14 protein-coding genes are annotated in these 14,157 nt (G+C 75.1%); 2 read left to right on the top strand and 12 right to left on the bottom strand.

Annotated elements, in window-relative coordinates; genetic code table 11:
- Positions 1-16: 16 nt before the first annotated feature.
- From F8274_RS09105 to F8274_RS09160, 12 genes are all read right to left on the bottom strand, one after another.
- Complete coding sequence (locus F8274_RS09105; protein WP_151461838.1) at positions 17-1,657, bottom strand: serine/threonine-protein kinase; 1,641 nt, start codon at positions 1,655-1,657, stop codon at positions 17-19.
- A 170-nt stretch (positions 1,658-1,827) separates the two neighbouring features.
- Positions 1,828-2,328: a hypothetical protein gene (locus F8274_RS09110; protein ID WP_151461839.1), complete on the bottom strand. Its 501-nt coding sequence runs from the start codon at positions 2,326-2,328 to the stop codon at positions 1,828-1,830.
- A 17-nt stretch (positions 2,329-2,345) separates the two neighbouring features.
- Positions 2,346-3,140, bottom strand: coding sequence for a hypothetical protein (locus tag F8274_RS09115; protein ID WP_151461840.1), 795 nt, complete (start codon positions 3,138-3,140; stop codon positions 2,346-2,348).
- On the bottom strand, positions 3,137-4,375 hold the full coding sequence (locus tag F8274_RS09120) for an MCE family protein (RefSeq protein ID WP_151461841.1): 1,239 nt from the start codon (positions 4,373-4,375) through the stop codon (positions 3,137-3,139). The genes F8274_RS09115 and F8274_RS09120 overlap by 4 nt, the downstream gene beginning before the upstream one ends.
- Positions 4,372-5,796: an MCE family protein gene (locus tag F8274_RS09125; protein ID WP_225853684.1), complete on the bottom strand. Its 1,425-nt coding sequence runs from the start codon at positions 5,794-5,796 to the stop codon at positions 4,372-4,374. The genes F8274_RS09120 and F8274_RS09125 overlap by 4 nt, the downstream gene beginning before the upstream one ends.
- Positions 5,793-7,037 carry an MCE family protein gene (locus F8274_RS09130; protein WP_151461842.1) on the bottom strand — a complete coding sequence of 415 codons (1,245 nt, stop codon included), beginning with the start codon at positions 7,035-7,037 and terminating at the stop codon, positions 5,793-5,795. Before F8274_RS09130 ends, F8274_RS09125 begins: the two co-directional genes overlap by 4 nt.
- Positions 7,037-8,023, bottom strand: coding sequence for an MCE family protein (locus F8274_RS09135; RefSeq protein WP_151461843.1), 987 nt, complete (start codon positions 8,021-8,023; stop codon positions 7,037-7,039). Before F8274_RS09135 ends, F8274_RS09130 begins: the two co-directional genes overlap by 1 nt.
- Positions 8,020-9,054, bottom strand: a complete 1,035-nt coding sequence (locus tag F8274_RS09140) for an MCE family protein (RefSeq protein WP_151461844.1) — start codon at positions 9,052-9,054, stop codon at positions 8,020-8,022. Before F8274_RS09140 ends, F8274_RS09135 begins: the two co-directional genes overlap by 4 nt.
- Complete coding sequence (locus tag F8274_RS09145) at positions 9,051-10,340, bottom strand: MCE family protein (RefSeq protein WP_151461845.1); 1,290 nt, start codon at positions 10,338-10,340, stop codon at positions 9,051-9,053. The genes F8274_RS09140 and F8274_RS09145 overlap by 4 nt, the downstream gene beginning before the upstream one ends.
- 2 nt (positions 10,341-10,342) lie before the next feature.
- On the bottom strand, positions 10,343-11,146 hold the full coding sequence (locus F8274_RS09150; RefSeq protein WP_151461846.1) for an ABC transporter permease: 804 nt from the start codon (positions 11,144-11,146) through the stop codon (positions 10,343-10,345).
- 1 nt (position 11,147) lies between these two features.
- Complete coding sequence (locus F8274_RS09155; protein WP_151461847.1) at positions 11,148-11,918, bottom strand: ABC transporter permease; 771 nt, start codon at positions 11,916-11,918, stop codon at positions 11,148-11,150.
- Positions 11,915-12,886: an ABC transporter ATP-binding protein gene (locus F8274_RS09160; protein WP_151461848.1), complete on the bottom strand. Its 972-nt coding sequence runs from the start codon at positions 12,884-12,886 to the stop codon at positions 11,915-11,917. Before F8274_RS09160 ends, F8274_RS09155 begins: the two co-directional genes overlap by 4 nt.
- 165 nt (positions 12,887-13,051) lie before the next feature.
- Between F8274_RS09160 and shbA the strand changes: the two genes are divergently transcribed.
- Both shbA and F8274_RS09170 read left to right on the top strand, forming a co-directional pair.
- The gene (gene shbA, locus F8274_RS09165; protein WP_151461849.1) at positions 13,052-13,630 is read left to right on the top strand and encodes an RNA polymerase sigma factor ShbA; all 579 of its coding nucleotides are present in this window, start codon (positions 13,052-13,054) and stop codon (positions 13,628-13,630) included.
- Positions 13,627-14,157: anti-sigma-D factor RsdA (locus F8274_RS09170; protein ID WP_225853685.1), on the top strand; the 531-nt coding region annotated here is incomplete at its 3' end. The genes shbA and F8274_RS09170, both read left to right, overlap by 4 nt.

Consider the following 14,157-nt stretch of genomic DNA (forward strand, 5'->3'; position numbering starts at 1 on the left):
GGCACGGTCACCACTCCTAGCCGGGGGTGCAGTAGTTGTAGAGCGTCACGTACACCGGGGACGCCGAGGTGGTCGCGTTGCCGGCGGCGTCGACGGCGGTGACCTGGATCGGGATGCGGCTGCTCTGCTTCGGCCCGGGCAGCGGGCCGAGGGTGCCGCGGAACACGCCGCGCCCGGCGGGGGCCATCGACCCGGTGCGGGTGGCGCCCTCCAGGGTGTAGCGGAAGGTGACCTTCAGGGCGGCCCGGCCGCTGCGGTCGTCGGTGACCGTGGCGGTGACCGTGCTGGTCTTGTCGCCGTACGGGCAGCCGTTCGGTTCGAGCTGCCCGGGGTCGGCGGTGACGCCGCCGACGGCGGGGGCCGTGACGTCGGGCGGGGGCGCCGGTGCGGTGCTGGTCGACGGGGTCGGTGCGGGCGCGCTGGTGCGTACCGGTGAGCGGGTGGGCGTCGCGGACCGGGAGCCGCTCGGGGTGGCGGTCGGCGTCGCCGGCGGGGTGGCCGACGCGGACGGGATGGCGGTCGCGGTCGGCGCCGGCGTGCCGGTCGGAGTGGTGCCGGTCGGGTCGGTGACCGTGGGGCCGGCGACGGCCGGGCCGGTCGGGTCGCCGGCGGCGGGTCCGTCGTTGGCGGCGTAGCTGTAGCCGGCGCCGCCGGCGACCAGGGCGGCGACCAGGGCGCCGCCGGCCAGGGCGGTCCGCGCGCGGCCCCGGCGGAACCGGCCGTCGCGCCGCACCGCCGCGCCGAGCGTGGTGCTGGCGAGGCTGGTGGCGCCGCCCGCGCCGTCGTGGAACGGCCAGAGCGCGGCGAGCAGGGCGGCCCGGCGGGCCAGCTCGCGGAGCCCGCGCTCCTCCCATTCCCCGCCGTATCCGGCGCCGGCCACCCGGTCGAGGATCTCCAGGAACACCTGGGCGGGCTGGGGCCGCTCGTCGGGGCGCTTGGCCATGCCGTGCCGGAGCAGCTCGTGCACCGGCGCGGGGGCCGGGTCGGTCGGGATCGGCGCGGAGGCGTGCTGCTCCCGCAGGGAGAACAGGTCCGGCCCCTCGTACGGGGGCCGGCCGGTGAGGCACTCGAAGAAGGTGGCGGTGGCCGCGTAGATGTCGCACGCCGGGCTGGCCGGCGCGCCCGTCCACTGCTCCGGCGCCATGTAGCGGGGTGTGCCGGAGACGGTGGTGTCGGAGCCCTGGCCAACCGGCATGGCGATGCCGAAGTCGGCGAGCTTGCTCAGCCCCTCCCCGGTGACCAGCACGTTCTCCGGCTTGTAGTCGCGGTGCACCACGCCGCGGGCGTGGGCCGCGGCGAGGCCGGCGAGCGAGCCCTTCAGCACGCAGAGCGCCGCCTCGGGGGTGGTGGGGCCGTGCGCCCGCAGCATCTGGCGCAGCGAGACCCCGTCGACCAGCTCCATGACGATGGCGGCGCCGTGCGGCGACTCGACGTATTCGTAGAGGCGGCTGACGTGCGGGTCGTCGATCTCGCTGAGGAGCCGGGCCTCCTCCCGGAAGGCGGTCCGGAAGGAGGAGTCCGCGCCGAGGTCGCGCACCAGGTACTTGACGGCGACCGGGGTGCCGGTGACGTCGTGGGTGGCGAGCACGACGCTGCCCGACGCACCGGCGCCGAGCCGACGGACCGGCGTGTAGCCGGACAGCTGCCAGCCGCTCATGCGACGGCCTCCACGGCGTTCCAGGGGCGGGTGTCGGCCTCCGCCTCGCTGGTCATTCTGGTCGCGCCGGCGCAGGAGTCCATCGGCGCAACGGGTGCTTCCGCCTGTGCAGGCGGATGGTCGGGAACGGACACACCGCCACTGCTAGCAGACGCCGGCAAGCCCGCCGGTCAGATGGCGGTGGCCTGGACGACCTTCCACTCGCCGTGCACCGGGACCAGGGTGAGCACCACCCGGTTCTGGTCCACCTTCTCCCCCGCCGTGGTCACGTTGCGCCGGTACTGGTTGAGGTAGAGCAGCAGCTCCACCCGATCCGGCCGGGCGTCGACCACGCCGGTGGCGGACACCTCGGCGAGCACCACGGCCTGCTGTTTCGTGGCGGTCGCCTTGAGCGCCGTGGTGGTCTGCGCGTACTCGTCGGCGAACGCCCCGGTGGCGAAGGTGCGGCCGTTGGCGACGCTGTCGTCGAAGGTGCGGTAGTCGTAGGAGAAGAGGGCCTTCGCGGCGGCCGGCGCGGTGGCCAGGGCCTGGCGTACGGCCTGGTCGCGCTGGCCGGCGCGGCGGTCGGCGGTCCAGCCGGCCACCGCCACGGCGGCGGCCAGCAGCAGCGCGACGGCGAGCAGCGGCACGGGCCGCAGCCGGGGTCGACGCAGGACGGTCGGTAGGCGCATCGGTCTCCTCCTGTCGGTCATCCGACGAACTGGAGCCTGGTCACGAGCCAGTCCCCCGAGTCCCGGTCCCGGACCAGGTCGAGCTGGATCCGGTAGTGCGACGGCCGCCCGTCGGGCGACTTGACGTTGCGGACGGTGGCGTCGACCGCCACCAGCACCACCGCGTGCCGCCGGTCACCGGAGACGATCCCGGCGCGCAGCACGCTGCCCTGCGACTGGACCTTGTTCTCCACCACGGCGGCGCGGACCTGGGCCTGGCCGCGCGTGAACTCGTCCTTGAAGTCCCCGGTGGCGCCGGCCGTGATCCGGCTCAGGTCCCGGTCGACGCTGGATGCGCTGACCGAGACGAAGTTGACGGCGGCCTGCCGGGCGGCGGCAACGGCCGCCCGGCGGGCCTGGTCGGTGGCCCGGTCGACGTACCAGCGGTGGCCCTGCACGCCGGCGCCGGCCAGGGCGGCGGCCAGCAGCACCACGAGCAGCGCGATGAGCGCCCGGCGCCGCCGGGGCGGGGCGGTGCCGGCGGGCTCGGCGTCGGCGTCCGGGTCGGCGGGCTCCGGATCGGGCCCGGGCAGGTCCTCGACCTCGGCCGGATCGCCGACGACGGTGAGGTCCCCGGCCTCGACGGGGTCCTCGACCGGCTCCCGGTCGAGCCGTTCCAGCACCCGCTCGATGGGCTCGTCGGATGCGGGGACCGCGCGGTTGACCAGGCGGCGGCGCGGCACCGTCGGGCCGCCGGCCTTCGCGCCCTTGATGACCTTCAACGTGGTGTTCCTACGGCTGGGCACCGCCACCTCCTCGGGTACGCCGGTCACGGGGTCACCCCGGCGAGCAACAGCTGTTTCCAGGACTGGGCCCCGGCCGTGCGGTACTGACCGCCGGTGCCGCCGAACTGCAGCGGGCGGCCGTCGGCGCCGAGCACCAGGCCGGTCGCCGGGTCGTACCCCGGGTCGCCGCCCCGGTCGGCCTCGGGCGGGGGTGCCGGGTCGGCGCCGCCGGGCCGGGGCGCGTTCCCGGCGCCGCGCACGCTCGCCCCGGCGGCGCGCTCGCCGGCGTCGCACGCCGTGGCGCCTCCGGAGTAGACGCAGGCCGGCGGGTTGCCCAGGTTGACCACCAGGCCGAGGTGGGCGGTGCCGTCGCCGGGGGTGACGGTGTACCCGCCGGCCACCGCGATCGGGTACACCACCAGCAGCTGCTCGATGCCGGGCAGCCGCCGGGCGGCGATCCCGTTGACGGTGACCAGGTTGCCGAGCAGCACGCCGACGTCGGGTTCCAGGCCGCGCAGCAGCGCTCGCAGCTCGACCCCGGCGGGCGGTCCGCCGGCCAGCAGCCGGCGCAGGTCCGGGTCGGCGGAGCGGAGGGTGGCGGCGAGCTGCGCCAGCCCGGCCGACCAGCGGCGCAGCGCCTCGCTGGACTCGGCCTGGGTGGTCAGCACGGTCCGGGCGTCGCGGATCAGCGCGAGGGTCTCCGGCAGCCGCCGGTCCGCCTCGGTGAGCAGGGCGTCCCCGGCGTCGAGGATCCGGGCCAGGGCCTGCTCGTTGCCGTCGAACGCGGTGCCCAGCTCGGTGACGAGCACGGTCAGGTCCTCCGGGTCGACCGAGCGGACCAGCGCGTCCAGGTTGGTCAGCAGGGTTTCGGGGGCCAGTGGGAGGCCGGTCCGGTCGGCCGGGATCACCGCACCGTCGGCCAGGTACGGCCCGCCGTCGCGCTCGGGCCGCAGGTCGAGGTACTGCTCACCGACGGCGGAGCGCTGGGCCACCACGGCGCGCAGCGCGTCGGGAACCCGGACGCCCCGGTCGAGGCGCAGGTCGGCGCGGACCCCGTCGCCGCGCAGGGCGACCGCGGTGACCCGGCCGACGGGCACGCCGCGGTAGGCGACCGGGGCGTTGGCGAACAGCCCGCCGGCGCGGGCCAGGTCGACGTGGACGACGTAGCCGGTGTGGAACAGCCGCTCGCCGAGGCCGACGTAGCGGACGCCGACGTAGCCGACGCCGAGGATGCTCACCAGTACGAAGGCGAGCACCTGGAGCTTCACGGTGCGTCCGATCATGGGATCAGCCCTCCCCCGAGCACGTCGGTCAGGTCGCCGATCTGGCCGGTGACGGCGCCGGTCAGCGGGAGCACGCACTGGGCGGTGAGCACCGTGCCGTCGGGCAGTTCGGTGCCGGCGGGGAGCGCCGTGCCCCGCGGCACGAGGCCCTTGGGCAGCAGCAGGCCACCCAGCGGCACGGTGGAGCCCGGCTTGAGCAGCTTGCAGCCCTCCGGCAGGCCGCACTCCTTCGGCGGGGTGAAGATGGCCGGGAAGTTCTTCAGGTCCGGCAGGCACTTGAGCAGCGGCAGGTCGGGCAGGTCGGGCAGGATGCCGCCGCCGGGCCTGGTGCCGGGCCGGCTCGGGCCGCCGCCGGCGGGCGGCCGGGGCGTGGTCGGGGTCGCCGGCCGGGACGTCCGCGGCGCCGGGGCCGGCGCGGCGGCCACCAGGTTGGCCAGGATGGTGGCGGCGTCCAGGTCGGCGGTGATCGACAGGTTCACGAAGTCCCCGACGATCGCGCCGGTGACGTTCGGCGGGAACGGGTACGACAGCATGAAGTCCAGCGACTTCGGCAGGTCGTCGCCGGCCCGGGCGAGCTGCTCCAGGATCGGTTGCAGGGCGGTCACGGCGGCCACCGTGTCCGCCCGGCTGCGCTCCACCACCCGGGTGCCCACGGTGCCGAGCCGGCCCAGCGCGGTGAGCGCCTTGGTGAGCTGGGCTCGTTGCCGGGCCAGCACGGTCAGGCCCGGGGCCAGGGAGTCCAGCGCGTCGCCGACGACCTGCCGCTGCCGGGCCAGCCGGCCGCTGAGCCGGTCGAGGGCGTCGATCGCGCGGACGATGTCGGCCTTCTGCCGGTCCAGCCCGCCGAGGAAGGTGTCGAGCTGGGTGAGGGTGTCCCGCAGCTCCGGCTCGCGGCCGGCGAGGGCCCGGTTCAGCTCGGCGTTGATGGTGCGCAGCTGCGCCAGGCCGCCGCCGTTGAGCAGCAGGCCCAGGGCGGCGAGGACCTCCTCCACCTCGGCGCCGCGGGTGGTCCGGGACAGCGGGATGAGGTCGCCGTCGGCCAGGTCACCGCGGGCCGGCTCGGCCGGTGGCGGGGCCACGGCCACGTACTTCTCGCCGAGCAGGCTGCTCTGGCGGACGGCGGCGGTAGCGTTCGCCGGCAGCCGCACGGACCGGTCGATGCGCAGCCGGACGCGGGCGTGCCAGCCGTCCAGGGAGATCTTCTCGACGCTGCCGACCGTGACGTCGTCGACCTTGACGGCGGCCCGGGGCACCAGGTCCAGCACGTCGCCGAACTCCGCGGTGACCGTGTAGCCGGGTCCGGCGGGCCGGCCGCCGGGCAGCGGCAGGTCGGCGACCTCGGGCAGACCGCAGCCCGCGGGCAGCAGTGCCGCCGCCAGCACGCCGGCCAGCAGGGGCCCGCCGGTCCGCCGGGCGCTCACGCCGGGCCTCGCAGGATGCCGCCGAGCGTCGGGTCGCTCGGGATGGAGGGGCCGCCCGGCGCCTCGTCGGCGGTCGGCGCACCGGGGGAGCTGATGGATCCCGGTGAGGACCCGCCTCCCGCCGGGGCGCCGGGCGGCAGCTTGAGCAGCTTGCGCAGCTGGTCGGTGAGGGGCAGCCCGCGCTGGCGCAGGGTCTGCGCGAGCTTGGTGCAGATCGCCGGCACCTCGGCGACGGGAAGCTGGTCGGCCATGAGCGAACAGGCGAAGGTGGCCGGGTCGTACGGGCCGAGCGGGTTGTCCCGGGTGTCCAGGGTGCCGGAGCGGGGGTTGTAGGCGAGGTTGAGGTTGCCGATGGCGAGCGGCGCCACGTCGAGGATCTGGATGACGGCCCGCTGCTGGCGGACCAGGACCCGGGTGATGTCGGTCAGCGCGGTGACGTTCGAGGTCAGCGCGGTCCGGTTCTGCCGGACGAAGGTGGTCACGTCGCCGAGCGCGGCGGCCAGGTTGCGCAGCGCCCGGGCCAGCTCCTCCTTCTCCCCCGCGAGCTGCTCGGCGACGTCGGCGAGCTGCTGCTGGAAGCGGCGTACCTGCTGGTCGCTGCGGGCCAGGGTGGTGGTGAAACGTTGCAGGTTGGCCACCGTGCCGAAGAGGTCGCCGCGCCCGGCGGACAGGGTGGTCAGCGCGCGGGAGGCCCCGTCGAGGGTGTCGTGCAGGTCGGCGCCGTTGCCGTCCAGATTGGCCCGGCCGGTGGCGACCAGGTCGGACAGGGCCCCGTCGGCGTTGGCGCCGCGCGGGCCGAGGGTCCGGTTGAACTCGTCGAGCGCGGCGTAGATGTCGTCGATCTCCATGGGCGCGGCGGTCCGGTCGACCGGGATCCGCGCGCCGTCGCCGAGCTCGGCGCCGCCGGTGTACGCGGGGGTGAGCTGCACGTACCGGTCGCTGACCACGCTGGGCGGGACGATGAGCGCCTGCGCGCCGGCCGGCAGCCGCAGCTCCGGGTCGTAGCGCATCTCGACGCGGACCACCCGCCCCTGCGGGACCACCTTCTCGACCTCGCCGACGCGGACGCCGAGGATCCGCACGTCGGAGCCGGCGTAGACGCCGACGGCCCGGGTGAAGTAGGCGACGACCCGCCGGTCGGGTGGTTGGTGGCGCCACACGGCCGCCCCGGCGGCGACGGCGGTGAGCAGCACGGTGGCCGCGGCGAGCGGTCGCCGCCAGCGCTGGATCCGACCGGGCATCAGCGACCTCCGGTGGCGGCGGGCAGGTACGGCTGGAGCAGCCCGTTCACGTACGAGTCGAACCAGCGCCCGTTGCCGACGACGTTGGCGAACGCCGTGACGAACGGGCCCATCCGGCGGATGGTCTGCTCCAGGTCGTCGCGGTTGCGTTGCAGCACGGCGACCACGTCGCGCAGCTTGCGCAGCGCCGGTTCCAGCCGGGTGCGGTTGTCGGCGACCAGCCCGGAGAGCTGGGTGGCGAGCTGGTCGGTGCCGACCAGGAGCTGGTGGATGGCGTCCCGCCGCCGGCTGACCTCGGTGAGCAGCTTCTCCCCGTCGGTGACCAGCTTGCGGAACTCCTCGTCGCGTTCGGCGAGCACGCCGGTGACGCCCCGGGCCCGGGACAGCAGGGTGCGCAGCTCGGCGTCGCGGGAGGAGACGGTGCGGGACAGCCGGGACAGCCCGGTCAGCGAGGTGTTCACGCTGGGCGGGGTGTCGGCGAAGGTCTCCGACAGGGTGGTGAACGCCCGGGCGAGCTGGTCGGTGTCGACCTTGTCGAGGGTGTCGGCGAGGCCCGTGACGGCCTGCACCACGTCGAACGGGGCGGCCGTGCGCTCCAGCGGGATCTGCCCGCGCTCGGGCAGCTTCCCCGGGCCGGCCGGGGCGAGCGCCAGGTACTTCTGCCCGAGCACCGTCTTGATCCGGATGGTCGCGCCGGTGTCCCGGCCGAGGCGTACGCCGTCGTCGTCGACCCGGAACCGGACCCGCACGTGCGGCTGCGGCCCGCGGGCGAGTTCGACGGCGGTCACCTGCCCGACCCGCACGCCGGCCACCCGGACCTCGTTGCCGGTGGCCAGGCCGCTGGCGTCGTGGAACGCGGCCGCGTACGACCGGCCGGTGAGCGCGGCGATCCGGTCGAGCTGGAACGCGCCGAGCAGGGCGGCGACGAGCACGGTCAGCCCGACCGCGCCGACGATCACCGGGTTGCGTTCGCGGAATGGTCTCACCGGGCACCTCCGGTGGCGCAGCGGGCGGCCGTGGCGTCGACGCCGGGCACGGTGAGCGGCGCGTGGCCGTCGACGGCGAGCCGGCCGTCGAAGTCGCAGAGGTAGAAGTTGAACCAGGAGCCGTAGGAGGCGACCCGGGTCAGCGCCTCGTAGCGCTGCGGCAGCCGGCCCAGGGTGGCGTCGATGGCGGCGGAGTTGCGGTTCAGCGTGCCGGCCAGCTCGTCGAGGGCGCGGACGTCGGCGGCGAGCGGCGGCCGGGTCTGGCGCAGCAGCCCGGCGGTGGTGTCGGTCAGCTCGCCGAGGCTGACCAGCGCCTCGCCGATGGCGGTGCGGTCGGCGGAGAGCCCGGAGACGAACTGCTGGAGCTGGGTGACGGTCTGGTCCAGCTCGCGGTCGTGGCCGGCCAGGGTGCCGAGCACCTGGTTGAGGTTGGTGACCACCCGGCCGATCACCGCGTCCCGGTCGGCCAGGGTGCTGGTCAGCGAGGCGGTGCGCCGCAGCAGGCTGGCCACGGTGCCGCCCTCGCCCTGGAGCACCTGGACGATCTCGTACGCCAACTTGTTGACCTCGGCGGGGTCGAGCGCGGTGAACAGCGGCCGGAAGCCGTTGAACAGCACGGTCAGGTCCAGCGCCGCCTTGGTCTGGCTGAGCGGGATGAGGCCGTCGGGGCGCAGCGGGCGGGGGTCGCCGGGGCCTTCGGTCAGCGCCAGGTAGCGCTGCCCGACCAGGTTGCGGTAGCGGACGGCCGCGCGCACGCCGACGGCCACCGGCACGGTCCGGTCGACGGTGAAGGCCACCTCGGCGGTCGTGTCGTCGACCACCCGGATGTCGGCCACCTTGCCCACCCGCACCCCGGCGATCCGCACGTCGTCGCCGGCGAGCAGGCCGGTCACGTCGGTGAACCGGGCCCGGTAGGTGGTGCCGTCGGGCGGGAACGCGCCGAGGGTCTGCGCGAGCAGCCCGGTGGCCAGCAGCGTGATCGCCGCGAACACCAGCAGCTTGACCAGCGCGGGGGTCGTCTTCCCGGTCATCGGGTGGTCACCACCGCTCCGCGCAGCAGCGGGCCCCACAGCAGCACCGCGATGTCCGGCACCTCGGCGGGCGGTGTCCCGGTGAGCCCGCCGACGAGCGGCTTCACGAGGGCGCGCTCCTCGCCGGTGCCGGCCCGGCCCATCTCGGTGGAGGGCGGCGCCGCGGGCGCCCCGCCGGCCGGCACCCCCACGGGCAGGGGCTTGGGGGTACGGGTGCCGCCGTAGTCGTAGCCGTCGGCGACGGCCACTTCCGGCGCGGGCACCTTCGGGTTCGGCAGGCCGCGGCAGTCCGGGCCCCCGCCGGCCGCGTAGACCGGCTCGTCGCGGCCCCGCTCGTACGGGCCGCCGTCGCGGGTCACCTCCAGCGTGATGTGCATCCGGCCGCCGGAGAAGACCTCCTCGACCCGGGGTTGCAGGTCGACCAGCCCGTGCACGAGGCACGGGTACTCCGGCGCGTACGCGGCGAGCAGCTCCAGCACCGGGCGGCTGACCTGGCCGAGCCGGATGAGCTGGTCGCCGTGCCGGTCCAGGAAGCCGCGGGCGGTGTCGGCCGTGTCGGTCGTGTCGGCGAGGAACGCGGCGAGCTGGTCGCGCTGGTCGCTGACGGTCCGGGCCGTGACGGTCACGTCGCGCAGCAGGGCGAGCAGGTCGGGCAGCGCCGCGTCGTAGCTGTCCAGCACGGTGGCGAGCTGGCGCAGGTCCTCGGTGAGGGTCGGCAGCTGCGGGTTGAGTTGCCGCAGGTACGCGCCGAGCCGGGCCAGGTTCGCGCCGAGCCGGTCGCCGCGCCCCTCCAGGGCGGTGGTGATCGCGCCGAGGGTCGTGGCCAGTTGGTCGGGGCGGACGGACTGGAGCAGCGGCAACGCCTCGTCGAGCACCCGTTCCAGCTCGACGGCCGTGCGGCTGCGGTCCTGGGTGATCACCGCGCCGTCGCGGATGGGCCCGGCGGTGCTGCCCGCGGGCGGGACGAGTTCCACGTAGCGCTCGCCGAACAGGGTCTTGGGCAGCAGCCGGGCGGTCACGTCGGAGGGGATCCGGCCGGTGGTGGCCGGGTCGAGAGCCAGCCCGATCTCCGCGCCGTGCCCGTCGCTGCGCACCGAGCGCACCGCGCCGACCACCACCCCGCGTACCTTTACGTCGGCGCCTTCCAGGAGGTGCAGGCCGGCGCGGTCGGCGCGGAGGGTGACCCGGTCGACCGTTGTGAACGCCCCGCGGTACTGGAGCACGGCGGCGGTCAGCGCCGCGGTGAGCAGGGCGACGAAGACGAGGCCGAGCAGACGGTGTCGCATGGTCACCCCGCGATCCGGACGGTGGTGGTGGCGCCCCAGATGGCCAGGGACAGGAAGAAGTCGACGACGTTGACCGCGACGATCGCGGTCCGCACGGCCCGGCCGACGGCGACACCGACCGCGGCCGGCCCGCCCTGGGCGGTGTAGCCGTACCAGCAGTGCACGAGCACCACGATCACGCTGAACACCAGCACCTTGCCGAAGGACCAGAGCACGTCCTCGGGCGGCAGGAACAGGTGGAAGTAGTAGTCGTAGGTGCCGGCGGACTGCCCGAAGTAGCCGACCGCGATGGTGCGGGTGGCCAGGTAGCTGGCGAGCAGCCCCACCACGTACAGCGGGATGACCGAGATGAAGCCGGCGATCATGCGGGTGGTGACCAGGAAGGGCAGCGAGGGCACACCCATGACCTCCAGCGCGTCGACCTCCTCGGAGATCCGCATGGCGCCGAGCTGGGCGGTGAACCCGCAGCCGACGGTGGCCGACAGGGCCAGGGCGGCCACCAGCGGCGAGATCTCCCGGGTGTTGAAGTACGCGGAGACGAAGCCGGTGAAGGCGCTGCTGCCGATCTGGTCGAGCGCCTGGTAGCCCTGGAGCCCCACCTCGGTGCCGGTGAAGAAGGTGAGGAAGCAGATCACCCCGACGGTGCCGCCGAGCACGGCGAGCGCGCCGGTGCCGAAGCTGACCTCGGCCAGCAGCCGGACCACCTCGCGCCGGTAGCGGCGCAGGGTGCGCGGCGCCCAGGCGAGGGCGCGCAGGTGGAAGGCGAGTTGCCCGCCCAGGTCGTCGAGATACCGGAGAACCGCCACGTCAGCTCCCCTTCTGCGGGACGACCTGGAAGTACACGGCCGTGACCACGAAGTTCAGCGCGAACAGCAGCATGAAGGTGATCACCACGCTGCGGTTGACCGCGTCGCCGACGCCCTTCGGCCCGCCCTTGGCGTTCATCCCCTGGTGGCTGGCGACCAGCGCGGCGGCGGCGCCGAACAGCAGCGCCTTCACCTCGCCGACCACCAGGTCGGGCAGTTGGCCGAGGGCCTGGAAGCTGGCCAGGTACGCCCCGGGCGTGCCGCCCTGGAGCACCACGTTGAACGCGTAGCCGCCGGTCACCCCGACCACGCTGACCAGGCCGTTGAGCAGCACCGCGACCAGCATCGAGGCGAGCACCCGGGGCACCACGAGGCGGTGGATCGGGTCGATCCCGAGCACCTGCATGGCGTCCAGCTCCTCGCGGATCTTCCGGGCGCCGAGGTCGGCGCAGATGGCCGAGCCGCCGGCCCCGGCGATGATCAGCGCGGTGACGATGGGGCCGGCCTCGCGGACGACGGCGAGCACGGAGGCGGCGCCGGTGAACGACTGCGCGCCGAGCTGGCGGACCAGCGAGCCGAGTTGAAGGGCGATGACCGCGCCGAACGGGATGGAGACCAGCGCGGCGGGCAGGATGGACACCGAGCTGATGAACCAGGCCTGCTGCACGAACTCGCGGACCTGCACCGGCCGGCGGCCCAGCCCGCGCAGCGTGTCCAGGCAGAACGCGAAGAACTCACCGGTGTTCCGGAGCGCGGCGGCGGGCGCGTTCACACGGCCACCTCCTCGCTCGGGTCGGCCGCCCAGCGGCCCTCGAACGACCCGGGCGGCGGCGTGACGCCGTGCTCACGGCACCACTGGCCCGGCGGGCGCTCGGCCTGGCGCGGCCGCCCGTCCGACGCGGGCAGTTGCAGCGGGATCGGCGGCAGCGGCGGGAGTTCCACCCCGGCCTGCGCCTCGGCCGCGAGCTCCTCGGCGTCCTTCTCCTCGGCCATCCCGATCGGGCCGATCCGCTGGGCGTTGAGGAACTGCCGGACCACCGGCTCGGTGCTGGACAGCAGCATCTCCCGCGGCCCGAACATGGCCAGGTGCCCGTGGTAGATGAGCCCGATGTTGTCCGGCACGGTCCGGGCCGTGTTGATGTCGTGGGTGACGATCAGGAAGGTCGCGCCGGTGCGCTGGTTGAGGTCGACGATGAGCTGGTTGAGGTAGGCGGTGCGCACCGGGTCCAGCCCGGAGTCCGGCTCGTCGAAGAGGATGATCTGCGGGTCGAGGACGAGCGCCCGGGCCAGGCCGGCCCGCTTGCGCATCCCGCCGGAGATCTCGCCGGGCAGCTTGTGCTCGGCCCCGACCAGGCCGACCATCTCCAGCTTCTCGGTGACCACGGCCCGGATCTCCGACTCCGACCGGCGGGTGTGCTCGCGCAGCGGGAACGCCACGTTGTCGTAGATGGTCATCGAGCCGAACAGCGCGCCGTCCTGGAACAGCACGCCGAACAGCTTGCGGACCTCGTACAGCTCGCGCTCGGAGAGCTTCGGCAGGTCCCGGCCCTCGATGAGGACGGACCCCCGGTCGGGCTTCAGCAGGCCGACCAGCGTCTTGAGGAACACGGACTTGCCGGTGCCGGAGGGTCCCAACAGGACGGAGATCTCCCCGGCGGGCAGGGTCAGGGTGAGGTCCGACCAGACCGGGTGCCCGCCGAAGGACTTGGTCAGTCCGCGTACCGCGACCTCGACGCCCATCGTTCCCCTCCCTTCGTGTCTCACCTGGGACATCGGGTGGGGTCGACCGGACGCAACAACTACTTTCCGTCACGGGCCGGGGACGACCGGCGAGCTATGCAAAACCCCGGAGGTGTGGATAACGTGCCGGAAACCGGCCGGCGATGAGGATGTTCCACGAACGCCATGACGACAGTGATCGAGTCCGAGCTCGTCCGCCGGGCCGCCGCGGGCGACCCGGCGGCGGTCGAGGAGCTGCTCGTCGGCGTACGGCCGGGGCTGGTCCGCTACTGCCGGGCCCGGCTGGGCCGGGTGGGCGGCGCGTACACCACGGCCGACGACGTGGCCCAGGAGGTGTGCGTGGCCGTGCTGCGCGCCCTCCCCCGCTACCGCGAGCAGGGCGTGCCGTTCGCCGCGTTCGTCTACGGCATCGCCGCACACAAGGTGGCCGACGCGCAGCGCTCCGCCGTCCGCGACGCCGCGGTCACCCCCACCGACGCCCCGGTCGACCGGCCGGACGCCGCGCCCGGCCCGGAGCAGCAGGCCGTGGCGAGCGACCTGGCCCGGCGGCTCTCCGCGTTGCTCGACCGGCTCCCCGACGTGCAGCGGGAGATCATCCTGCTGCGGGTCGCGGCGGGGCTGTCCGCCGAGGAGGTCGGCGGCATCGTCGGCATGTCCGCGGCCGCGGTCCGGATGGCCCAGTCCCGGGCCCTGGCCCGGCTCCGTACCCTGGCCGGGGGCTCACTGGACGAGGTGGCGGCATGACCGGGCGGACGCCGGGCGACGGCGACGAGGCGATGGACCTGGGGACCATCGCCCGCGACGACGCGCTGCTCGACGCGCTCGGTCGCGGCGAGGCCGCGCCCGAGGGCGATGCGCTCGCCGGGGTGCTCGCCCTCTGGCGGGCCGAGCTCGCCGACGAGCCGCCCACCGCGGTACGCCCCGGCGCGCCGGCGCCCGCCGAGGAGGCGCCCGTGCGGCGGGCGGCCCGCCGCCCCCGCCCCTGGACGCTGCGGCTGGCGGCCGCCGCCGTGGCGCTGCTGGCCCTGGTCTCCGGGCTCGGCATCGGCAGCCGGGACGCCGGACCGGGCAGCCCGCTCTGGTCGCTGACCCGGCTGCTGCACCCGCAGCAGGCCGAGGTGCGCGGCATCGAGGACACCGTGGACCGCGCCCGGGCGGCCCTGGACGCCGGCCGGCTCGACGACGCCGAGGCGCTGGTCGCGCAGGGCCGCCGGGACCTCGGCCGGGTGGAGGACCCCGCGGCCGTCACGCGGCTGGGCGCGGCGCTCGAC

The organism is Micromonospora sp. AMSO31t (genome assembly GCF_008868175.1).
Classification (GTDB): domain Bacteria; phylum Actinomycetota; class Actinomycetes; order Mycobacteriales; family Micromonosporaceae; genus Micromonospora.

What these genes read in the sequence shown, in the direction of transcription:
- F8274_RS09105 (WP_151461838.1), bottom strand. Translation starts at nt 1,657, where the DNA reads ATGAGCGGCTGGCAGCTGTCCGGCTACACGCCGGTCCGTCGGCTCGGC.
- F8274_RS09110 (WP_151461839.1), bottom strand. Translation starts at nt 2,328, where the DNA reads ATGCGCCTACCGACCGTCCTGCGTCGACCCCGGCTGCGGCCCGTGCCG.
- F8274_RS09120 (WP_151461841.1), bottom strand. Translation starts at nt 4,375, where the DNA reads ATGATCGGACGCACCGTGAAGCTCCAGGTGCTCGCCTTCGTACTGGTG.
- F8274_RS09130 (WP_151461842.1), bottom strand. Translation starts at nt 7,037, where the DNA reads ATGCCCGGTCGGATCCAGCGCTGGCGGCGACCGCTCGCCGCGGCCACC.
- F8274_RS09140 (WP_151461844.1), bottom strand. Translation starts at nt 9,054, where the DNA reads ATGACCGGGAAGACGACCCCCGCGCTGGTCAAGCTGCTGGTGTTCGCG.
- F8274_RS09145 (WP_151461845.1), bottom strand. Translation starts at nt 10,340, where the DNA reads ATGCGACACCGTCTGCTCGGCCTCGTCTTCGTCGCCCTGCTCACCGCG.
- F8274_RS09160 (WP_151461848.1), bottom strand. Translation starts at nt 12,886, where the DNA reads ATGGGCGTCGAGGTCGCGGTACGCGGACTGACCAAGTCCTTCGGCGGG.
- shbA (WP_151461849.1), top strand. Translation starts at nt 13,052, where the DNA reads ATGACGACAGTGATCGAGTCCGAGCTCGTCCGCCGGGCCGCCGCGGGC.